Annotated in this window: 18 protein-coding genes and 3 tRNA genes; 16 read left to right on the forward strand and 5 right to left on the reverse strand. The window is 69.3% G+C overall.

Annotated features, from left to right (window positions below):
- Positions 1–14: 14 nt before the first annotated feature.
- The 12 genes from folC (at position 15) to AC1Q9M_RS08450 (ending at position 10,361) form a co-directional block, all read left to right on the forward strand.
- Positions 15–1,367, forward strand: coding sequence for a bifunctional tetrahydrofolate synthase/dihydrofolate synthase (folC, locus tag AC1Q9M_RS08395; protein ID WP_382323630.1), 1,353 nt, complete (start codon positions 15–17; stop codon positions 1,365–1,367).
- Positions 1,368–1,391: 24 nt separating this feature from the next.
- A complete protein-coding gene (locus AC1Q9M_RS08400) occupies positions 1,392–2,126 on the forward strand; it encodes an SPOR domain-containing protein (RefSeq protein ID WP_444688242.1) in 735 nt (244 codons plus the stop codon).
- 22 nt (positions 2,127–2,148) lie between these two features.
- Complete coding sequence (locus AC1Q9M_RS08405) at positions 2,149–2,634, forward strand: CvpA family protein (protein WP_382323632.1); 486 nt, start codon at positions 2,149–2,151, stop codon at positions 2,632–2,634.
- Positions 2,635–2,653: 19 nt separating this feature from the next.
- The gene (gene purF, locus AC1Q9M_RS08410; RefSeq protein ID WP_382327180.1) at positions 2,654–4,159 is read left to right on the forward strand and encodes an amidophosphoribosyltransferase; all 1,506 of its coding nucleotides are present in this window, start codon (positions 2,654–2,656) and stop codon (positions 4,157–4,159) included.
- 12 nt (positions 4,160–4,171) lie between these two features.
- On the forward strand, positions 4,172–5,377 hold the full coding sequence (locus AC1Q9M_RS08415) for an O-succinylhomoserine sulfhydrylase (RefSeq protein ID WP_382160251.1): 1,206 nt from the start codon (positions 4,172–4,174) through the stop codon (positions 5,375–5,377).
- Between the two features lies 1 nt (position 5,378).
- Positions 5,379–6,767: a glutamate--tRNA ligase gene (gltX, locus tag AC1Q9M_RS08420; protein ID WP_444688241.1), complete on the forward strand. Its 1,389-nt coding sequence runs from the start codon at positions 5,379–5,381 to the stop codon at positions 6,765–6,767.
- 75 nt (positions 6,768–6,842) lie between these two features.
- Positions 6,843–6,918 (forward strand) — tRNA-Ala (locus tag AC1Q9M_RS08425).
- Positions 6,919–7,013: 95 nt separating this feature from the next.
- A tRNA-Glu gene (locus AC1Q9M_RS08430) sits at positions 7,014–7,089 on the forward strand.
- 69 nt (positions 7,090–7,158) lie between these two features.
- A tRNA-Asp gene (locus AC1Q9M_RS08435) sits at positions 7,159–7,235 on the forward strand.
- A gap of 145 nt (positions 7,236–7,380) precedes the next feature.
- On the forward strand, positions 7,381–8,430 hold the full coding sequence (locus AC1Q9M_RS08440) for an aromatic ring-hydroxylating dioxygenase subunit alpha (RefSeq protein WP_492433281.1): 1,050 nt from the start codon (positions 7,381–7,383) through the stop codon (positions 8,428–8,430).
- A gap of 34 nt (positions 8,431–8,464) precedes the next feature.
- Entirely contained in the window at positions 8,465–9,454 is a 990-nt protein-coding gene (locus AC1Q9M_RS08445) for a Bug family tripartite tricarboxylate transporter substrate binding protein (protein WP_492433283.1), read from the forward strand.
- A 97-nt stretch (positions 9,455–9,551) separates the two neighbouring features.
- Entirely contained in the window at positions 9,552–10,361 is an 810-nt protein-coding gene (locus AC1Q9M_RS08450) for a helix-turn-helix transcriptional regulator (protein WP_492433285.1), read from the forward strand.
- Between the two features lie 117 nt (positions 10,362–10,478).
- On the opposite strand, the gene AC1Q9M_RS08455 is transcribed toward AC1Q9M_RS08450, so the two are convergent.
- A complete protein-coding gene (locus AC1Q9M_RS08455) occupies positions 10,479–11,627 on the reverse strand; it encodes an iron-containing alcohol dehydrogenase (RefSeq protein ID WP_492433287.1) in 1,149 nt (382 codons plus the stop codon).
- A gap of 94 nt (positions 11,628–11,721) precedes the next feature.
- A complete protein-coding gene (locus AC1Q9M_RS08460; protein WP_382159922.1) occupies positions 11,722–12,681 on the reverse strand; it encodes a Bug family tripartite tricarboxylate transporter substrate binding protein in 960 nt (319 codons plus the stop codon).
- 141 nt (positions 12,682–12,822) lie between these two features.
- On the opposite strand from AC1Q9M_RS08460, the gene AC1Q9M_RS08465 reads away from it, so the two are divergent.
- Entirely contained in the window at positions 12,823–13,791 is a 969-nt protein-coding gene (locus AC1Q9M_RS08465; protein ID WP_382159920.1) for a LysR family transcriptional regulator, read from the forward strand.
- A gap of 10 nt (positions 13,792–13,801) precedes the next feature.
- Here the strand turns inward: AC1Q9M_RS08465 and AC1Q9M_RS08470 are convergent, their stop codons facing one another.
- The 3 genes from AC1Q9M_RS08470 to AC1Q9M_RS08480 form a co-directional block, all read right to left on the reverse strand.
- Positions 13,802–14,713: a DMT family transporter gene (locus AC1Q9M_RS08470; protein WP_291112790.1), complete on the reverse strand. Its 912-nt coding sequence runs from the start codon at positions 14,711–14,713 to the stop codon at positions 13,802–13,804.
- A gap of 105 nt (positions 14,714–14,818) precedes the next feature.
- Positions 14,819–15,319, reverse strand: coding sequence for a methylated-DNA--[protein]-cysteine S-methyltransferase (locus AC1Q9M_RS08475; protein WP_382323649.1), 501 nt, complete (start codon positions 15,317–15,319; stop codon positions 14,819–14,821).
- Positions 15,316–16,830, reverse strand: a complete 1,515-nt coding sequence (locus AC1Q9M_RS08480; protein WP_492433290.1) for a DNA-3-methyladenine glycosylase 2 family protein — start codon at positions 16,828–16,830, stop codon at positions 15,316–15,318. The genes AC1Q9M_RS08475 and AC1Q9M_RS08480 overlap by 4 nt, the downstream gene beginning before the upstream one ends.
- Before the next feature lie 118 nt (positions 16,831–16,948).
- On the opposite strand from AC1Q9M_RS08480, the gene AC1Q9M_RS08485 reads away from it, so the two are divergent.
- Genes AC1Q9M_RS08485 through AC1Q9M_RS08495 form a run of 3 tightly spaced genes read left to right on the forward strand, consistent with a single transcriptional unit; the run spans position 16,949 to position 20,138 of the window.
- On the forward strand, positions 16,949–18,331 hold the full coding sequence (locus AC1Q9M_RS08485; RefSeq protein WP_382323651.1) for a phosphomannomutase/phosphoglucomutase: 1,383 nt from the start codon (positions 16,949–16,951) through the stop codon (positions 18,329–18,331).
- Between the two features lies 1 nt (position 18,332).
- A complete protein-coding gene (locus AC1Q9M_RS08490) occupies positions 18,333–19,199 on the forward strand; it encodes a glycosyltransferase family 2 protein (RefSeq protein ID WP_444688233.1) in 867 nt (288 codons plus the stop codon).
- A 36-nt stretch (positions 19,200–19,235) separates the two neighbouring features.
- Positions 19,236–20,138 (forward strand): glycosyltransferase family 17 protein, encoded by a 903-nt coding sequence (locus AC1Q9M_RS08495; RefSeq protein WP_444688232.1) that lies wholly within the window; start codon positions 19,236–19,238, stop codon positions 20,136–20,138.
- Positions 20,139–20,141: the final 3 nt, after the last annotated feature.

Genomic DNA, 20,141 nt, shown 5'->3' on the forward strand with positions numbered 1-20,141 from the left:
GGACAATCCTGCCCATGCTTGACATTCCCGTGCCCGATCACCCCACCACCCTGGCCGACTGGCTGGCCCATGCCGAACGCCTGCACCCGGTCACCATCGACATGGGGCTGGAGCGTGTGCAGCGCGTCGCCCAGCGCATGGGCCTGGCGCTGGACTGCCCGGTGATCACGGTCGCCGGCACCAACGGCAAGGGTTCCACCTGCGCGATGCTGGAGGCCGTCTACACGCAGTCGGGCTACCGCACCGGCGTCTACACCTCGCCCCACCTGGTGCACTTCGAGGAGCGCTGCCGCGTCGCGGGCGAGGCGGTGGCCGCCAACGACCTGGTGCCTGCCTTCGCCGAGGTGGAGGTGGCCCGCAAGGGCCAGGCCGGCGACGAGGGCGGCGAGATCAGCCTGAGCTATTTCGAAATCACCACGCTCGCCATCCTGCGCACGCTCTCGCGCAGCGGGCTGGACGTGGCGATTCTCGAGGTGGGGCTGGGCGGCCGGCTGGATGCGGTGAACATCATCGACGCCGATTGCGCGGTCATCACCAGCATCGCCCTCGACCACATGGCCCTGCTGGGCAACGACCGCGAGGCCATCGGCTTCGAGAAGGCCGGCATCATGCGCACCGGCCGCCCGGTGGTGGTGAGCGACCCGGTGCCGCCGCAGAGCATCCTGGACCGCGCGCTGGAGATCGGCGCCGAGCTCTGGCGCCTGGGCAAGGACTTCCATTTCGCGGGCGACCAGCAGCAATGGGGCTGGGCCATGCACCCCTCGCACGGCGGGCGGCGCTACGCCGGCCTGGCCTACCCGGCGCTGCGCGGCGCGAACCAGCTGGTCAACGCCTCGGGCGTGCTGGCGGCGGTGGAGGCCCTGCGCGGGCGGCTGCCGGTGACGGCGCAGGCGGTGCGCAACGGCCTGGCCCTGGTGGAGCTGCCCGGGCGCTTCCAGATCGTGCCGGGCACGCCCACCCTGGTGCTGGACGTGGCGCACAACCCGCATTCGGTGGCCGCGCTCGCCGCCAACCTCGACGCCATGGGCTTCTACCCCACCACGCACGCCGTGTTCGGCGCCATGGCCGACAAGGACCTGGGCGCCATGCTGGACCGCATCGCGCCGCTGATCGACCGCTGGCACCTCACCAACCTGCCCCTGCCGCGCGCCAGTTCGGCCGCCGCCCTGGCCGAACAGCTGGAGGCCCATCCCCAATGCAAGGGCCGGGTGGCGGGAAGGCACACCGACCCCATGGACGCCCTGCGGGCCGCGGTGTCCGCCGCGGACCCCGCTGATAGAATCGTGGTCTTCGGATCGTTCTACACCGTGGGTGGCGTATTGCAGGACGGCGTGCCCCGAATGTCGGCGAAACACCTGTCCGCCTAGCCTTTTATCGCCACGGTCCCCCCGATGTTCAAATCCCGTTCAGGTTCCCAGGGCAACGCCTCGACCCCCCCGCCGCAGAGCATCGAGGCCGTGCGCCGCCGCGCCCGCCACCGCCTGATCGGCGCCAGCGTGCTCGTGCTGCTGGGCGTGGTCGGCTTCCCGCTGCTGTTCGACACGCAGCCACGCCCGATTCCCGTCGACATTCCCATCGAGATCCCGGCCAAGGGCACGCCCGCGCCGGTTGCCAAGCCCGCCGCCACCAAGCCGCCTGCCGCCGCCGCCAGCGCACCGCTGCCGGTGCGTGAGGGCCTGGGTGCCCGCGAGGAAGTGGTCGAAGCCGCACCCAAACCCGCGCCAGCTGCCGCCCCAGCGCCCACACCGGCGCCTGCGCCCGTGGCCGCCGCGCCGGCACCTGCACCCGCCAAGCCCGCCGCCCCGTCGCCCGCCGAGGCCGACCGGGCACGCGCGCTGCTCGAAGGCAAGCCGGCCGCCGCGCCGGCCAGCGCCGCCGCCAAACCGGCCGCTGGCGCCGAGCGCCTCGTGGTGCAGGTGGGCGCGTTTTCGGAAGAGGCCGGCGCGCGCGCCGTGCGCCAGAAACTGGAAGGTGCGGGTCTCAAGACCTACACGCACGTCGCCCAGACGCCCGATGGCAAGCGCATCCGGGTGCGCGTGGGCCCGTTCGAGAACCGCGCGGACGCCGAGAAGGCCGCCGCCCGTGTGAAGGCCCTGGGCCTGACCGCCGCCGTCCTGACGCTGTGACGTCGGGTGGGGTGACGCGCTGATGGCCTTGACCGACTGGGTGCTGCTCACGGTGTTGCTGCTGTCGGTGCTGCTGGGGTTGTGGCGCGGTCTGGTGTACGAGGTGTTGTCGGTGGCGGGTTGGGTGGCGGCCTTCGTGCTGGCCCAGGCCTTCGCCGACGAGGCCGGGACCTGGTTGCCGATGGACGGCCTGTCGCCGCCCATGCGGGTGGCGGTCGGTTTTGTCCTGGTGTTCGTGGTGGTGGCTTTCGCCGCCGGCCTGGGGGCCTGGCTGGTGCAGAAATTGGTGGCCTCGGTCGGCCTGCGACCGGTGGACCGGGTGCTCGGAGGCGCGTTCGGCCTCTTGCGCGGTGGGGTGATCCTGCTGGCGGTGGCGCTCGTGGTGAGCATGACGCAGATGGAGGGGGCCGCGTGGTGGCGCGAGTCGGCCACGGCGTCCGTGCTGTCGGCCTCGCTGCACGAGATCAAGCCCTTGTTGCCCGAGGCCGTGGCCCGATATATCCGTTAGTTTTCCTGAGGATTCAATCATGTGTGGAATCGTGGGCGTGGTCAGCAAGACGCCAGTCAATCAGCTCATCTACGACGCGCTGTTGCTGTTGCAACACCGGGGCCAGGATGCCGCCGGCATCGTGACCCAGCAGGGCCGCAAGTTCTTCATGCACAAGGCCAAGGGCATGGTGCGCGACATCTTCCGCACCCGCAACATGCGCGCCTTGCCCGGCCTGTGCGGCCTGGGCCAGGTGCGCTACCCCACCGCGGGCAATGCCTTCAGCGAGGAAGAGGCGCAGCCCTTCTACGTGAACGCGCCCTTCGGCCTGGTGCTGGTGCACAACGGCAACCTGACCAACGCCAAGGCGCTGGCCCAGGAGCTGTTCCAGACCGACCACCGCCACGTCAACACCGAGAGCGACTCCGAGGTGCTGCTCAACGTGCTGGCGCACGAGCTGGAGAAGGTCACGCGCGGCATCACCCTCAAGCCGGCCGACGTCTTCGCCGCCGTGCGCGGCGTGCACCAGCGCGTGAAGGGCTCCTACGCCGTGGTGGCGCTGATCGCCGGCCACGGCCTGCTGGCCTTCCGCGATCCCCATGGCATCCGCCCGCTGTGCCTGGGCCGCAACAAGAACGGCGGCGTGATGGTGGCCAGCGAGTCCGTCACGCTCGAAGGCAACGGCTTCGAGTTCGACCGCGACCTGCAGCCCGGTGAAGCGGTGTTCGTCGACCTCGAAGGCCAGATGCAGTTCGAGCAGTGCGCCGACAAGGTCAGCCACAACCCCTGCATCTTCGAATTCGTCTACCTGGCCCGGCCCGACTCGGTGATGGACGGCATCTCGGTCTACCAGGCTCGGCTGAACCTGGGCGTGACGCTGGCCAAGCGCGTGGTCTCCACCGTGCCGCCGAACGAGATCGATGTGGTGATCCCGATTCCCGAATCCTCGCGCCCGAGCGCCATGGAGCTGGCCCAGCTGCTGGGCCTGCCGTACCGCGAAGGCTTCGTGAAGAACCGCTACGTGGGCCGCACCTTCATCATGCCGGGGCAGGGCGTGCGCAAGAAATCGGTGCGCCAGAAACTCAATGTGATCGGCAGCGAATTCAAGGGCCGCAACGTGCTGCTGGTGGACGACTCCATCGTGCGTGGCACCACCAGCCGCGAGATCGTGCAGATGGCGCGCGACGCCGGTGCGCGCAAGGTCTACCTGGCCAGCGCAGCGCCGCCCGTGCGCTACCCCAACGTCTACGGCATCGACATGCCCACGCCCGACGAACTCGTGGCCCATGGCCGCACCGTCGACGAGGTGCGCGAGATCATCGGCTGCGACGCGCTGATCTACCAGGACGTGGACGCGATGAAGCAGGCCATCGGCTCGCTCAACCCCAAGCTCGACGGCTTCGACGCCTCGTGCTTCGACGGCGTGTACGTCACCGGCGACATCACGCCGGCCGACATCGCCCGCCTCAACGCCGGCCGCGACCAGAGCGAAGAGGGCGAGGAAGACACCTCGCGCCTCGCCTTGCCCAATGCCCAGGTCGTCTGACACCCCATCTTCATGAACGCCAAGAAACCTGACCTGCACCGCGACACGCTCGCCGTGCGCGAAGCCGTCGAACGCAGCCCGTACGGCGAGAACTCCGAAGCCCTGTACCTCACCAGCGGCTACGTGCAACCCAGCGCGGAAGCCGCCGCACGCCGCTTCGCCGGCGACGAGGACGGCTTCACCTACGGCCGCTACGGCAACCCCACGGTGGCCAGCTTCGAGCAGCGCCTGGCCGCGCTCGAAGGCGCCGAGGCCTGCATCTCCACCGCCTCGGGCATGTCGGCCATCCTCATGATGTGCCTGGGCCTGCTCAAGGCCGGCGACCACGTGGTGTGCTCACACTCCATGTTCGGCTCCACCATCAAGCTCATCGGCTCGGACCTCGCCAAGTTCGGCGTCGAATCCAGCTTCGTGTCGCAGACCGACGTCGCGGCCTGGAAGGCGGCCGTCAAGCCCAACACGCGCCTGCTGTTCGCCGAGACGCCGACCAACCCGCTCACCGAGGTCTGCGACATCCGCGCGCTGGCCGACATCGCCCACGCCGCCGGCGCGCTGCTGTGCGTGGACAACTGCTTCGCCACGCCGGCCCTGCAGCGCCCCATGGCGCTGGGCGCCGACATCGTCATGCACTCCGGCACCAAGTACCTCGACGGCCAGGGCCGCGTGATGGCCGGCGCCCTGTGCGCCAGCCAGGAGCTGGTGACCAAGACCTTCCTGCCGGTGCTCAAGAGTTCGGGCATGACGCTGGCGCCCTTCAATGCCTGGGTCGTGCTCAAGGGCCTGGAGACGCTGGACATCCGCATGCGCGCCCAGTCGGCCAACGCCCTGGCGCTCGCGCAGTGGCTGGAGGCCCACCCGTCGGTGGCCCGCGTGTACTACCCCGGGCTGGCCAGCCACCCGCAGCACGCGCTGGCGATGGCGCAGCAGTCGGGTTGCGGCGGTGCCGTGCTGTCCTTCGAGGTGAAGGGCGCCGACCCCGAGCAGGCCCGCGCGCGCGCCTTCCACGTGCTCGATTCGCTGCAGGTGATGTCGCTCTCCACCAACCTCGGCGACACCAAGACCCTGGTGGCCCACCCGGCCAGCACCTCGCACGGCCGCCTGACCGAAGCGCAGCGCCAGACGGCGGGCGTGGTGCAAGGCCTGATCCGCGTGGCGGTGGGGCTGGAGCACCTGGGCGATATCCAGGCCGATCTTGACCGTGGTCTTTCTTCCTTCTGACATGTCCGCACCCATCCGCACCCGCTTCGCCCCGTCGCCCACCGGCTTCATCCACCTGGGCAACATCCGCTCCGCGCTCTACCCCTGGGCGTTCGCGCGCTCCACTGGCGGCGCCTTCATCCTGCGCATCGAAGACACCGACCTCGAGCGCTCCTCGCAAGCCGCGGTGGACGTGATCATCGAAGGCATGAAGTGGCTCGGCCTAGACCACGACGAAGGGCCGTTCTATCAGATGCAGCGCATGGACCGCTACAAGGCGGTGCTCGCCGAGATGGTGGCCGGCGGCCAGGTGTACCCCTGCTACATGAGCGTGGCCGAGCTCGATGCGCTGCGCGAGAAGCAGATGGCCGCGAAAGAGAAGCCGCGCTACGACGGCACCTGGCGGCCCGAGCCCGGCAAGACCCTGCCGCCCGTGCCCGAAGGTGTGAAGCCTGTATTGCGCTTCAAGAACCCGCAGGGCGGCGTGGTGGCCTGGGACGACAAGGTCAAGGGCCGCATCGAGATCGCCAACGACGAACTCGACGACCTCGTGATCGCGCGGCCCGACGGCACGCCCACCTACAACTTCTGCGTGGTGGTGGACGACATCGACATGGCCATCAGCCACGTGATCCGCGGCGACGACCACGTGAACAACACGCCGCGCCAGATCAACATCTTCCGCGCGCTCGGCAAGGAGCCGCCGGTGTACGCCCACCTGCCCACCGTGCTCAACGAGCAGGGCGAGAAGATGAGCAAGCGCAACGGCGCCAAGCCCGTCACGCAGTACCGCGACGAAGGCTACCTGCCCGACGCCATGGTGAACTACCTCGCGCGCCTGGGCTGGAGCCACGGCGACGACGAGATCTTCAGCCGCGCGCAGTTCCTCGAATGGTTCAACCTCGACCACCTGGGCCGCAGCGCCGCGCAGTTCGACGAAGCCAAGCTCAAGTGGGTCAACGCGCAGCACCTCAAGGCCATGGCCGACGACGCGCTCGCGCCGCTGGTGGCCGCGCACCTGCAGCAGCAGGGCATCACGACGGACGCGCGCCTGCCGCGCATCTGCGGCCTGTTCAAGGACCGCTGCGACACCACCGTGGCGCTGGCCCAGTGGGCCAGGGCTTTCTACGCCGACATCACGCCCAACGCCGACGAGCGCGCGCAACACATCACCGACGCCGTGCGGCCCGTGCTGGCCACGCTGGCGGAGAAGCTCGCGGCCTGTGCCTGGAACAAGGCCGGCCTCTCGGCGGCCATCAAGGAAGTGCTCGCCGCGCACGGCCTGAAGATGCCGCAACTGGCCATGCCGGTGCGCGTGCTGGTGATGGGCACGGCTCAGACGCCGTCGCTCGATGCGGTGCTCGAACTGCAAAATCGTGACGTTGTTCTGCACCGTTTGCAGAACGCCTGAAAAAATCGCCTATAATTTGAGGCTTGCTGAAATGCACTGAGCGACAAGTCGCAAAGGGCGGTCAGCAAACCCTGTGGGGGTATAGCTCAGCTGGGAGAGCGCTTGCATGGCATGCAAGAGGTCAGCGGTTCGATCCCGCTTACCTCCACCAAGGATTGAAGTCGCGAAGAGGTTTTCATCGCGGCATCGGCAGAAAAAACAAGCTCTGTCGCTGCTACAATGGAAGGCTCTTTGAGTCCAGGTTATGACCCTATCGTCTAGAGGCCTAGGACATCACCCTTTCACGGTGAGTACCGGGGTTCGAATCCCCGTAGGGTCGCCAAACAAGCCGCAAGGCAAGTAGGCAACAAGTGGTTGGCACTTGGTTCGCAAGAACGAACGCCATCTACCAGGAGTGGTAGTTCAGTTGGTTAGAATACCGGCCTGTCACGCCGGGGGTCGCGGGTTCGAGCCCCGTCCACTCCGCCAAATAAATCAATGGGTTACGTGAGAAATCGCGTAGCCCATTTTGGTTTCTGGCACCCGATGTTCCAGCGCTGTCCTTCAAGCGGAGGACAGACGGCCGAATGACCCTCGTCTAGATTGGCATCCATCCACGATGGAAGCCAACGACATGTTCATTCGAAACTGCTGGTACGTCGCCGCCTGGGCGCACGAGATCCCCGAACACGGCCTGTTTTCCCGCGTCATTCTGGGCGAGCCGCTGCTCCTGTACCGCCTGGCCAATGGCGAGACCGTCGCGCTGGAAGACCGGTGCTGTCACCGCCTCGCACCACTTTCCGCCGGTCGGCGCGAGGGCGACTGCGTGCGCTGTGGTTACCACGGGCTGAAGTTCTCGCCCGACGGCGCCTGCGTCGAAGCGCCAGGCCTCGACCGCATCCCCATCAAGGCGAAGGTGCGCAGCTACCCCGTTGCCGTGCGGAACCGGTGGGTGTTCGTCTGGATGGGCGATCCGGGTCTCGCGGACGTCTCACTGCTGCCGGACAACTTCTCCTGCGACCACCCCGAGTGGCACTACCAGCCGGGCTATCTGCACTATGAGACGCCCTACATGCTCATCTGCGACAACCTGCTGGACTTTTCGCACCTGTCGTACGTGCACGAGAACACCCTGGGGGGCTCCACGCGGATCGCGCAGTCGAAACCCGAGGTGGCGCGCGTGCCGCAGGGCATCCGGGTCACGCGCCACGTGCCGGACGTGCCGCCCTCCGCGTACTGGCGCTCGTTCCACGAATTCGAAGGCAACGTCGACCGCTGGTTCATCTACGACTTCCTGCTGCCCGGCACCCTCATCATGGACTCCGGCGGGCGCCCGACGGGCCGGGCCGAGGGCGACATGGCGGGCGCGGTGCGGCTGCACAGCTGCCAGACGCTGACCCCCGAGACGGCAAGCTCCACCCACTACTTCTTCCAGCAGGCCTACCACGCGCCCGCGCCCATTCCCGGGACCACGGCCACCATCTTCCAGGGACTGCTCGCCGCCTTCGAGGAAGACCGCTCGATCATCACGGCCCAGTACCGGAACCTGCTTCTCGACCCCGCCGCGCCCATGCTGCCCATGGCGATGGACCACGCGCTGGTGCAGTTCCGCCGCCTCGTGGACAGCGAGCTGGCGAAGGAGCGCGAGCGCGCGCCCGCCCGCCCGGCGGTCGTCGCGGCCTAGCACAGAACAACACCCCCATCCAGGAGACAACCCCATGATCCATCGAACCATCCTTCGCCTGTTGGCGCTCGTCGGCGCCGCCGCGCTGCCTTTCGCGGTGCTCGCTCAAGCGCCCGCCGCATTTCCGAACAAACCCATCCGCATCGTGGCCTCCGCGGCCGCCGGCGGCGCCACGGACTTCGTCGCCCGCACCGTGGGTGAGCGCTTGTCCAAGCAGCTCGGCCAACCGGTCATCGTGGACAACAAGGCGGGGGCGAACGGTGCCCTGGGCGCTTCCGAGGTGGCGCGCGCCGCACCGGACGGGTACACGCTGCTGGTGACCTTGGGCGACACCCTGATCAACAACGTGGCGATGTACAAGACGCTGTCGTACGACCCGTTCAAGGATTTCAGCTACATCACGCAGGCCGTTCGCAGCCCGGCGGTGATTTCCGCGAATGCGGACCTCCCCGTCAAGACCATGGCCGACTTCAGGCGCTACGCGGCCGAGCAGCGCGGCAAGCTGACCTATGGCTCGTGGGGGCCCGGTGGCCTGGGCCATCTGGCGGGTGAACAGCTCAATCGCATCATCGGTGCCGAAATGGTCCATGTGCCGCAGCGCGGCGAGGCGCCGGTGATGGCCGATCTGCTGTCGAAAACCGTCAGCGTGGGCCTGACCTCGGCCGGGCTGGCCAAGCAGCACGTGCTGGCGGGCAAGGTGACCGCACTCGCCATCATGGGCAAAGAGCGGTCGCCGGCGCTGCCGCAAGTCCCGACCATGCGGGAGCAGGGTTTCGACGACCCCTTGTTCGATGCGGCCGTCTACATCGCCTTCGTCGCGCCGGCCAGGACGCCCGAACCCGTGGTGAAGAAACTCGCGGACGAGATCCGGAAGATCCTGGCGGACCCGGAGGTTGGCCGGTTGATGAACGAGCGGGGCCTGGACATCATGAACAGCACCCCCAGGGAGTTCGAGGCCAGCCACCGCGCGGAAGCCGAGGTGATCCTCAAGCGCATCAAGGACTTCGGGCTGGTGGCGCAGTAAGCAGAGGGCGCCGGGCAGGTCGACCCGCGGCCGCGCGGCAGCCGACCGGGTAAGCCCTATTGGTGCCCTCTCGGCGAGGTTTCAAACTGGCTGCGCCATGCGCTCCACCTGGAATGTCCTCACGCCACCGCCCGGCCACCACGTGGACGCGGCGGCCATGAACCTGCTGCTCGATGTGCCGACGAGCACCGCACCCGGGCGCGGCTTGCTGAACTTCATCAACGCGCACGTGGAGGTGGACTACCTCTCCCTGGTCGAGTACTCGGGGGCCGTGCCCTCGCAGGTGGATGGATGCACGCACGGGGACCACCTGCCCAACATCACGGCCGAGTGCTTTGCCCGCTACAAGCGGCAGTACAGCCAGCTGGACGAGGTGACCCACCTGGCGGGCCGGGTCCAGCAGGATGTGCATCCCTCGCCGGATGTGACCGTGGTGCACTATGGTCTGGAGGACATTCCGGACATCTGCTGGCGGCAGGAAATTTTTGAGCATTCGAAACTCACGGGCCGGTTGAGCTTCCTGTACGCGCCGGTTGCCCGCACCGCGTTTGCCATCAACCTCTACCGCGATGTGTCCTGCGGGCCTTTTGCCCCGATGGAGATCGACCGCCTGACCGCCATCGCACCCATTCTTCGCAAGGTGCACCTCAACGCCTTGCATGTCCGGCGGCAGCGCCTGCACGCGCAGGCGCGCAAGGCCCTGGTCGAGCAGAACCTGCTGCAGCGGGCACCCCGGTTGTCCGAGCGCGAGCGCGAGGTCTGCGTGGGCATCGTGGACGGTCTCAGTGTGGACGGCATCGCCGCGGGCATGGGCGTGGCCCCGTCCACGGTCCAGACCCTGCGCAAACGCGCCTACATCAAGCTGGGCATCGAGGCGCGCAGCGAGTTGCTGCTGCTGTCGAACTGACAGGACATCGACCGATCGCGTTGCCTGGACCCCTGACCAGGCGGGCGTGCCTTGGTCAGAGGCACCAGGGCCTGGGGCGATGTGTTCAAACCCAGTAGAAGCGCCTCTGGCTCGGCGTCAGTGCGCCTGGGTGTACAGGACGAGGGCGTGGGTCTGGTTCAGTTCTCGCGGGTTGTTGGTCAGCAGCCTTTGCACGCCCATGGCGGCCTCGGCCAGCATGGGCAGGTCGTTGGCGGCGATGCCCACCTCGCGCAGCCGCTGCGGCATCGGGGCTTGCGCCACGTGCCGGGCCATGGTGGCGATGAAGGCCTCGGCCGCTTCACCGTCGCTGGCCCCGTGCAGCGCCGGGTTCAAGGCGCGCGCGAGTTCGGCGTAACGAGCGCCCGCCTCGGGCAGGTTGAAGCGCAGCACCGGCACCATGACCAGGGCGTTGGCCAGGCCGTGGGGCACGTGGAAGTGGCTGCCCAGCGGGTGGGCCAGGGCGTGGATCGCGGCCACCGGCGCATTGGCGAAGGCCATGCCGGCCAGCATCGAGCCCAGCAGCATGCCTTCCCGCGCTTCGATGTCGTCGCCCTGGGCGATCACGCGCCCGAGGTGGCGGTCGAGCAGCTGGAGCGCGCGCACCGCCAGCGCGTCGGAGATCGGGTTCTTCAGGTGGCGGGTGGTGTAGGCCTCGATGGCGTGCACCATCGCATCCACGCCGGTCATGGCGGTGGGCGCGGGCGGCAGGGCCAGGGTCAGCTGGGCGTCCAGCACGGCGACATCGGGGTACAGCAGCGAGCTGATGACGCCGCGTTTCTGGTGGTCCGGCGTGGAGACCACCGAGGTGGGCGTGGCCTCGGAACCGGTGCCGGCCGTGGTCGGCACTTGGATCAGCGGCAGGCGCGGCCCGGTCGCGCGCTGCGGCCCGTAGATGTCGGCCAGCGGCTGGGGGCTGGCCGCGAGCAGCGCGACCAGTTTGGCGGTGTCCAGCGAGCTGCCGCCGCCCAGGCCGATGACGCAGTCGGCCCCGGCGACGCGGGCCGCGTCCACCGCCGCGAGCACCACGTGCTCGGGCGGGTCGGCCTCCACCTTGTCGTGCACCGTCACGCGCAGCCCGGCCTTGCGCAGCGCGGCCACCGGGGCGTCGATCAGGCCTGCGCGCACCAGGCCGGCGTCGGTGACGACGAAGGCATGCCGGCGTCTTTGCAGCAGCGGTGCGAGTCGCAGGGCCGCGCCGCGCTCGCAGACGATGCGGGGTGGGGTTTCGAATTGGAAGCTGGGCATGGAGCGGGAAATGAAAGGCGAAGCAAGGCCCCTCGCCGTCGATCGGGCGATGTCGTTCACAGACGAGGGGGAGGGGCGCGGCGCGCCCGGGCGGTCAGTTGATGGAGATCTTGGTGCGCGTGATCAGCTCACCGTAGGTCTTGTGGTCCTTGCGCAGCACGTTGCCGAGCTCGGCCGGGGTGGTGGTGACGCTCTCGAAACCCATGGCCTGCACGCGCTCGATGGAGGCGGGCTTCTTCAGGCTCTTGTTGATCTCGGCGTTCAGGCGGCGGATCACGTCGTCCGGCGTGCCGGCGGGTGCGAAGACGCCGTGCCAGCCGCTGATCTTCTCCAGCTCGGGCAGGCCCACTTCGCGGAAGGTGGGCACGTCGGGCAGGGCGGCCGCGCGCTTGGGGCCGATCACGGCCAGCGCCTTGAGCTTGCCGGCCTTCACATGGATGGCGCTGCCCGAGTCGAAGGTGAAGTCCACCACGCCGGCCAGCAGGTCCTGTATCGAAGGCGCCAGGCCCTTGTAGGCGAGGTGCTCGGCCTGGGTGTCGGTCTCCAGGTTCAGCAGGGCGCCCGCCACGTGCGGGAAGGAACCGTTGCCGGTGGAGGAGTAGTTCAGCTTGCCGGGGCTGGCCTTCATCTTCTCGACCAGGCCCTTGACGTCGCTCACGCCCACCTTGGGGTGGGCCAGCAGGGCCATGTTGAGGCCGGCCGTCATGGCGACGGGCGCGAAGTCCTTGATCGGGTCGAACGGCACCTTGTCCATGACGTAGGGGCCCAGCGTCAGCGTGCTGGAGGCCAGCATCAGCAGCGTGTGGCCGTCGGCCGGCGCGCGGCGCACGAACTCGGCGGCGATGTTGCCGTTGGCGCCCGCGCGGTTGTCGATCACCACCGGCTGTCCCAGGGCCTCGCCCATGTCCTTGGCCACCATGCGCGCGATGGCGTCGATGGTGCCGCCGGCCGGCACCGAGACCACGATGGTCACGGGTTTGGAGGGGAAGGACTGGGCCGCGGCGAAGGGGGCAAAGGCCGAAACGATCAGGGCGGGGAGCAGTTGTCGGATCACGGGGGACTACCTCGGTTCTTGGGGGAATGGGTGAATGGGATGAGGGAAATTCTAGGGAGGCACCCGGGAGCACAAGGCACTTTCTTGTTAACCTCTGGTTGACGATTTCGCCCTTGACCACCACCCACGTTTCGCCTTCCCATGCCTGTGTCCTCGCTGCTCAACGGCCGCCATTTCCAGATCTTCACCGCGGTGATGCGCAGCCGGGGGCTGGGCGAGGCCGCGCTCAAGCTGGGCATTTCCAAGGCCGCTGTCAGCAAGACCCTGGGCCTGCTGGAGCGCGAGACCGGCGTCGAGCTGTTCACGCGCCAGGGTGGCCGGCTGGAGCCCACCGCCGCGGCCCGCCGCCTGCTGCCGCGCGCCGAGCAGGCGGCCAACCACCTGGCCTGGGCGCTGGCCGAAGCCGCCACGCTGGACCAGGCCTCGAACCGCACGGTGACGGTGGCGGCGCACGCGCCCCCTTTGATCGCCATCCTGCCCGGCGCGATCCAGCGCTTCAAGCTCAGCCACCCCGAGGTCAAGGTGCGGGTGCGGGTGGAGGGGCCGCCGGAGGTGCTGCGGCTGGTCGCCCACCACGAGGTCGATCTGGGCGTCACCAACCCGCCCGCGCCCAACACCATCAGCGCCGTGGAACTGTGCGAGCGCCGCACCATCTCCGAGGACTTGCTGGTGGTGGCCATGCACCGGCGCCACCCCCTGGTGGCCAAGGCCCTGGTGCGGCCGCAGGACCTGGTGGACGCCGAGGTGATCGCGCTGCCCGAGGAGTCGCCCACCTCGATCCTGGTGCGCGCCACGCTGCAGGAAGCCGGCGTGCTGGTGGGGCAGGGCACGATCGCCAGCACCTCCATGGGGGTGTGCGCGCTGGTGCAGCAGAACGTGGGCATCGGGTTGATCAACCCCATGCTGCTGTCCACCGGCATCTTCCCGGACATCGTGACGCGGCCCTTCCGGCCGCGCATCGAGCTTGGGACGGAGATCTACCGCTCGGCGATCCGCCCCCTCAGCGACGAGGCGCAGGTGCTGGCCGGCTACCTCGAGGAAGTGGCGCTGGCGCTGCCCGGCTCGCCCTCGGCGGGCAAGGCCCTCCCACGCGCATCGGCCGCGAAGTGACCGCGCGCCCTCAGGCCGCGCGCTCCAGCCAGCCCAGCCGCACCAGCCCGGTGGACAGGGCGGTGCCGCAGACGATGACCACGCCGCAGCCGATCATCCAGGGCGTGATGACCTCGTTGAGGAAGACCGAGCCGTAGACCAGCGCGAACACCGGCACCAGGAAGGTCACGGTCAGCGCGCGGCTCGGGCCGGCCTTCTCGATCAGGTGGAAAAAAATGATGTAGGCGATGGCCGTGCACAGCAGGGCCACGGCCGCGACCGCGCCCCAGGCGGTGCTGCTCACCGGCTGGCTGGGCCACAGCAAGGCGGTGGGAATGGCCAGGCCCAGGGCCGCGCCGATCTGGCTGCCGGTGGCGGTGGCCAGCGGGTGGGCGCCCGTGAGGTAGCGCTTGGTGAAGCTCGCGGCGATGCCGTAGAACAGGGTGGCGAGCAGGCAGGCCCCCATGGCGATCAGCGTGCTGGCCACGGGGCCGTCGCTCACCACGCCGGCCGCGCTGAAGCCGGACTTGCCGATCACCAGCAGCGTGACGCCGGCGAAGCCGATCGCCAGGCCCAGCATGCGCGAGCCGCCTGGCCGGTCCTTGAGCCAGAGCCAGGCCACCAGCGCGCCCGACAGCGGCACGGTGGCGTTGAGGATGGAGGTCAGGCCGGTGGGGATGTGCAGCACGGCGTAGGCGAACAGGGCGAAGGGGATGCCGGAGTTGAGCAGGCCGACGAACAGGATGGGCCGGGCGCGCGAGCGGAAGTCGGCCCATACACCCTTGATGAAGAACACCGGCAGCAGGAAGAGGGCGGCGAGCGCGACGCGCAGGCCGGCCGTGGGCAGGGCGCCGAACTCGGCGCCGCCCAGGCGCATGAACAGGAAGGAGGCGCCCCACAGGGCGGCCAGCAGCAGGAATTCCAGGACGAGGGTGGGGCTCATGGCGTCAAAGTATGCATGGCGCCCCGGGTGTCACGGCGCGCGATTGATGCCGGATGGGGCATGGATTGATGAGTGGAACGGCACAATGCCGTTCGTCGCGCCGCCTCACACCAAGGTGGCACCTTCGAGCGAGAGCAGGGCGGTCTTGCGATCCAGCCCACCCGCGTAGCCGGTGAGCGAGCCGTCGGTGCCCAGCACGCGGTGGCAGGGCACCACCACGCTCATCGGGTTGCGGCCCACCGCCGCCCCCAGCGCGCGCACCGCGGCCGGTTTGCCGATGGCCGCGCTCAGTCGCCCGTAGCTGGTGGTGGCGCCGGGCGCGATGCCCAACAAGGCCTGCCACACCTGCTGCTGGAAGGGCGTGCCCATGCTCAGGTCCAGCGGCAGCTCGAAGTGCTGGCGCTGCCCGGCGAAGTACTGCGTGAGCTGCTCGATGGCCTGGCGCAGCACCGGGTGGTCGGGGTCGTGGCGCCAGGCCGAGCGGTCCGGGCCGTGGCGCTGCCCGTCGAACCAGACGCCGCTCAGGCCGCGCGGCGTGGCCGCCAGCGTCATGGCGCCCATCGGGCCTTGCCAGGTGGTGAAGACGGTGAGGGGATCGTGTTTCATGCGGAGGCTCCTGTGGATGAGACGACGTGGCCTGCCGACCAGGCGCGCACGACGGCGTAGCTGCGCCAGGGTTTCCAGGCGAGGGAGGCGGCTTCGGCCTCGCGGGCCGGGTGTTTGTTTTCGCGCACGCCCATGACCTTGTGCAGTGCCACGTCACCCGCGGGGAAGGCGTCGGGCCAGCGCAGGGCGCGCATGGCGATGTACTGCGCGGTCCAGTCGCCGATGCCCGGCATGGCCTTGAGGGCGGTGAGGGTGGCGGGCACGTCGGCGCTGCCGTTGAGCACCAGGCCCTGCTCGGCCACGCCGCGCGCCAGCGCCACGATGGCGGCCTGGCGCTGCCGCACGATGCCGAGTTCCCCCAGGCCGTCGCCTTCGGCCTGGGCCAATGCGGCGGGCGTGGGGAACAGGCGGGAGAGGCCGGCGTGCGGCGTCTCGACGGGCTCGCCGAAGCGGTTCACCAGCCGTTGCGCCAGCGTGCGCGCGGCCGCCACCGTGATCTGCTGGCCCAGCACCGCGCGCACCGCGAGCTCGAAGCCGTCGAGCGCGCCGGGCACCCGCAGGCCATCGCCGGCCGGGAACGCGCCGTGCAGCACGGCGTTGATGGCGGTCGGGTCGGCGTCCAGGTCGAGCGCGGCGCGCAGGCGGTGAATCACCTGGGGCAAGACCTCGCGCAGGTCGTCGCTGACGCGCAGCTCGAGCTGGCTGCGGGCCTCGTCGAAGCCGGCCACCAGCCAGCCCGTGTGGGTGCGCCCGCCCAGCTCCATGCGCAGGGTCTGCCCCAGGCGCAGGCCCTGTTCGTCGATGAAGGCCACGCCGTCGATCAGGCGCTGGCGGAAGAAGCCCAGCGTGGCCGCCACGTCGTACGGCGGCCGGTAGCCCAGCCGCACCGCGGTGCCCTGGCCGGTGTCGCGGGTGGCGGTTTCGCGCCGCAGCTGCGTGGGGTTGAGCCGGTAGTGCTCGAGAAAGGCCGCGTTGAAGCGCCGCACGCTGGCAAAGCCGCTGGCCTGGGCGATCTGGGTGACGGGCAGGTCGGTGTCGGCCAGCAGCTGCTTGGCCGTGAGCAGCTTGCGCGTGAGCAGGTACTGCAGCGGCGAGACGCCCAGGCGTTCCTCGAAGACGCGCCGCAGGTGGCGGTCGCTCACGCCCAGCCGCGCCGCCAGGCGCTCGCCCATCGCGCCGCCGTCGTCGTCCTGCCAGTGCTGGGGGTCGTCCAGCCACAGCGTGGCCTGCTGCACCAGGATGGTGGAGGCGTCTTCCGTCGACCAGTGCCGCTCGCGCGGCGCCAGCTCGGGCCGGCAGCGCAGGCAGGGCCGGAAGCCCGCCTGTTCGGCCTGCGCGGCGTGCGCGAAGAAGCGGCAGTTCTCGCGCCGGGGCGTGCGCACGCGGCACACCGGTCGGCAGTAGATGCCGGTGGAGGTGACGGCGGTGAAGAACTGGCCGTCGAAGCGCGCGTCGTGCGAGCACAGCGCGCGGTAGCAGGCGTCTTCGTCGATGCGGTCTGAGTGGTTCATGGCAGCCATGGTAGGCCGTTCGGACGGGGTTGACTGGCCGTTTCCGGACATGTGCCTCCGGCATGATGGGTACCCCCCTCCTACAATGCCCGTTTTGCCCGTCACGAGGAAAAACTCCATGCAAGTTGCCGCGTCCATCTTCAAGGCCTACGACATCCGGGGCGTCACCCCCACCGCGTTGAACGAAGGCGTGGCCGAGGCATTGGGCCTGGCCTTTGGCACCCGGGCCCTGGAACTGGGCGAAAAGACCGTGGCCGTGGGCCGCGACGGCCGCCTGAGCGGCCCGGCCCTGTCCGCCGCGCTGATCCGGGGGCTGGTGGCCGCCGGGGTGGACGTGATCGACATCGGTCTGGCGACCACGCCCATGCTGTACTTCGCCGCCGCCACGCTGTGCACCAGCGGCATCCAGGTCACGGGCAGCCACAACCCCAGGGACTACAACGGTTTCAAGATGGTGCTGGCCGGCCGCGCGATCTACGGCGAGGACATCCAGGCCCTGCGCAAGACCATGGAAGCCGAGACGCACCGGCGCGCCGAGGGCGGGCGCGTGCGCCTGATCAACGTGCAGGCCGCGTACCAGGCCCGCATCGTGTCCGACGCCAAGCTCGCGCGCCCCATGAAGCTGGTGGTGGACTGCGGCAACGGCGTGGCCGGCGCCTCGGCCCCGGCGATCTTCCGCGCGCTGGGCTGCGAGGTGATCGAACTCTTCAGCGAGGTGGACGGCAACTTCCCCAACCACCACCCGGACCCGAGCAAGCCCGAGAACCTGCAGGACGTGATCCGCACCCTGCGCGAGACCGACGCCGAACTCGGCCTGGCCTTCGACGGCGACGGCGACCGCCTGGGCATCGTCACCAAGGACGGCCAGACCATCTACCCCGACCGCCAGATGATCCTGTTCGCGCAGGACGTGCTCTCGCGCGTGCCCGGTGGCGACATCGTGTTCGACGTGAAATGCTCGCAGCGCCTGGCGCCCGCGATCGAGGCGGCCGGTGGCGTGCCCCACATCTACAAGACCGGCCACTCGCTGATCAAGGCGCGCATGAAGGAGCTGGACAGCCCGCTGGGCGGCGAGATGAGCGGCCACATCTTCTTCAAGGAGCGCTGGTTCGGTTTCGACGACGGCACCTACGCCGGCGCGCGCCTGCTGGAAATCCTCAGCCGCAGCCCCGACGCGAGCGCCGTGCTCAACGCCCTGCCCACCAGCCACAGCACGCCCGAGCTCAACGTGGCCTGCGCCGAAGGCGAGCCGCACGCGGTGGTGGACAAGCTGGTCGCGCTGGCGAAGTTCGACGCGCCGGCCAAACTCTCCACCATCGACGGCGTGCGCGTGGACTGGCCCGACGGCTTCGGTCTGATCCGCGCCTCCAACACCACGCCGGTGCTGGTGCTGCGCTTCGAAGGCCAGACCACCGAGGCGCTGCACCGCATCGAGGCCACCATGCTGGCGCTGCTGAAGCAGGCCAAGCCCGATGCCGTGGTCGGCGCCAGCGCGCATTGAGATGAACGCCGACGAGCTGCTCGACCAGGTCACCGTCGTCCTGGTCACGTACCACAGCGCCCATTGCCTGGACGCGCTGGATGCGCTGCTCGCGCACTGCCCGCACGTGGTGATCTCGGACAACGGCAGCACCGACGACACCCCCGCGCTGGCGCGCGCGCGCTGGCCGCAGGCCACCGTGCTCGAGCACGGCCGCAACCTCGGTTTCGGAGCCGCGAACAACCGCGCGCTCGCCGCCACGCGCACGCCGCTGGCCTTGCTGGTCAACCCCGATTGCGAAGTCACGCCCGAGGGCCTGCGCGAGCTGGTGCGGGTGGCCAACGGCATGCCCGAGGCCGCCATCGTGGCGCCGCAGCTCGAAGGCGCGCCCGGGCGGCCCGATGTGAACTACCGCTGGCCGAGCACCGCCTGGTCCTCGCGCGGGCCCGGCGCCGAAGGCCCTGCCTGCGTGGGTTTCGTGGTCGGCGCGGCGATGCTGTTCCGGCTCTCGCGTTTCGAGGGCGTGGGCTTCTTCGACGAGCGCTTCTTCCTGTACTACGAGGACGACGACCTCTGCCTGCGGCTGTTCCAGCGGCAGCGGCCCATCGTCGTGTGGCCCGCCGTGGCCGCCGTGCACCGCGCGCGCGGCTCGGTCAAGGGCAAGACGCCCTGGAAGAGCGAGTACCTGCGCGGTTACCACCACGCCCAGTCCAAGCTGATCTACACCGCCAAGCACCGTTCGCACGCGAAGGCGCGGCGCCAGCGCTGGTCGGTGCTGCTGGGCACCACGGTGGCCCTGCCGTTGCGCGCGATCGCGTGGTCGCCGCGCCTGCTCGCGCGCATGGCCGGGCGCTGGATGGGCCTGGTGCGCTGGCGGCTGCGCGACTGAATCGCGCCGCACGAATGTTTCTCCGGACAGAATCCCATGCCATCTCCCTACAAGGTCTACGACTGCATCACCTTCGACGGTGAGGATTGCCTGGAACTGCGTCTGCGCACGCAGTGGGACCGCGTGGACCACTTCGTGATCGTCGAGGCCGAGGTCACCTTCGCCGGCACCGCGAAGGCCCTGCAGTTCGACGCCGAGCGATACGCCTGGGCCCGCTCCAAGATCCGCTACATCCCGCTGCGCGCCGAGGTGTTCGCGGCGTGCCAGACCACGTGGGACCGCGAGCGCGTGCAGCGCAACGCCTTGCGCCTCGGTTACCAGGATGCGGCCGAAGACGACGTGGTGGTCATCGCCGACGTGGACGAGATCATCCGGCCCGAGAAAATCGGCCCCGTCGAGCCGGGCACCGTCCAGGTCTTCGAGTTGCTGATGCTGTACTTCTACTGCGACTACCTCATGGTGTCGGAACCGTTCTGGCGCAAGGCGGTGGCGGTCACGGGCGCCTACGCGCTCGCCCATGAGGCCGAAGACATCCGCAACAGCGCGGCCCTGCGCGCCGAGGTGGTAACCCTCGAGGTCCGCGACGCGGGCTGGCACTTCAGCTACCTGGGCGGTATGGACATGATCGAGCGCAAGCTCGAACGCTTCTCGCACCAGAACCTCAACAAGCCCCGCTACAAGGACCGGGAGAAGAACCTCGCTCGCATCCACGCCGGCAAGGACATCTACCGACGGGCCAAGCGCTGGGGCCGCGTGCATATGGGCGATTTCGGCAACACGGTGGTGGCGCAATGGTTCGCGCAGCGCCCCGAGCTGTTCTCCCCGGCGGCGATCCAGCCGGTGGGCAATGTGGACGCCTTGCTCGCGGCACGCCGCGCCGCTGGCGGCAAACCGTCGGCCTGGGAAAAGCTCAAGCTGCGCGTGTGGAACGCGTGGTGAGGG

It is taken from the genome of Hydrogenophaga sp. GW823-FHT04C09 (assembly GCF_058796355.1).

Excerpts from the sequence above, each read along its gene's own strand:
- AC1Q9M_RS08400 (WP_444688242.1), top strand. The coding sequence starts at position 1,392 with ATGTTCAAATCCCGTTCAGGTTCCCAGGGCAACGCCTCGACCCCCCCG.
- AC1Q9M_RS08450 (WP_492433285.1), top strand. The coding sequence starts at position 9,552 with ATGCGCTCCACCTGGAATGTCCTCACGCCACCGCCCGGCCACCACGTG.
- AC1Q9M_RS08455 (WP_492433287.1), bottom strand. The coding sequence starts at position 11,627 with ATGCCCAGCTTCCAATTCGAAACCCCACCCCGCATCGTCTGCGAGCGC.
- AC1Q9M_RS08475 (WP_382323649.1), bottom strand. The coding sequence starts at position 15,319 with ATGAAACACGATCCCCTCACCGTCTTCACCACCTGGCAAGGCCCGATG.
- folC (WP_382323630.1), top strand. The coding sequence starts at position 15 with ATGCTTGACATTCCCGTGCCCGATCACCCCACCACCCTGGCCGACTGG.
- AC1Q9M_RS08495 (WP_444688232.1), top strand. The coding sequence starts at position 19,236 with ATGCCATCTCCCTACAAGGTCTACGACTGCATCACCTTCGACGGTGAG.
- AC1Q9M_RS08415 (WP_382160251.1), top strand. The coding sequence starts at position 4,172 with ATGAACGCCAAGAAACCTGACCTGCACCGCGACACGCTCGCCGTGCGC.
- AC1Q9M_RS08470 (WP_291112790.1), bottom strand. The coding sequence starts at position 14,713 with ATGAGCCCCACCCTCGTCCTGGAATTCCTGCTGCTGGCCGCCCTGTGG.
- AC1Q9M_RS08490 (WP_444688233.1), top strand. The coding sequence starts at position 18,333 with ATGAACGCCGACGAGCTGCTCGACCAGGTCACCGTCGTCCTGGTCACG.
- AC1Q9M_RS08405 (WP_382323632.1), top strand. The coding sequence starts at position 2,149 with ATGGCCTTGACCGACTGGGTGCTGCTCACGGTGTTGCTGCTGTCGGTG.
- AC1Q9M_RS08440 (WP_492433281.1), top strand. The coding sequence starts at position 7,381 with ATGTTCATTCGAAACTGCTGGTACGTCGCCGCCTGGGCGCACGAGATC.
- purF (WP_382327180.1), top strand. The coding sequence starts at position 2,654 with ATGTGTGGAATCGTGGGCGTGGTCAGCAAGACGCCAGTCAATCAGCTC.
- AC1Q9M_RS08485 (WP_382323651.1), top strand. The coding sequence starts at position 16,949 with ATGCAAGTTGCCGCGTCCATCTTCAAGGCCTACGACATCCGGGGCGTC.
- AC1Q9M_RS08465 (WP_382159920.1), top strand. The coding sequence starts at position 12,823 with ATGCCTGTGTCCTCGCTGCTCAACGGCCGCCATTTCCAGATCTTCACC.
- AC1Q9M_RS08480 (WP_492433290.1), bottom strand. The coding sequence starts at position 16,830 with ATGAACCACTCAGACCGCATCGACGAAGACGCCTGCTACCGCGCGCTG.
- AC1Q9M_RS08445 (WP_492433283.1), top strand. The coding sequence starts at position 8,465 with ATGATCCATCGAACCATCCTTCGCCTGTTGGCGCTCGTCGGCGCCGCC.
- gltX (WP_444688241.1), top strand. The coding sequence starts at position 5,379 with ATGTCCGCACCCATCCGCACCCGCTTCGCCCCGTCGCCCACCGGCTTC.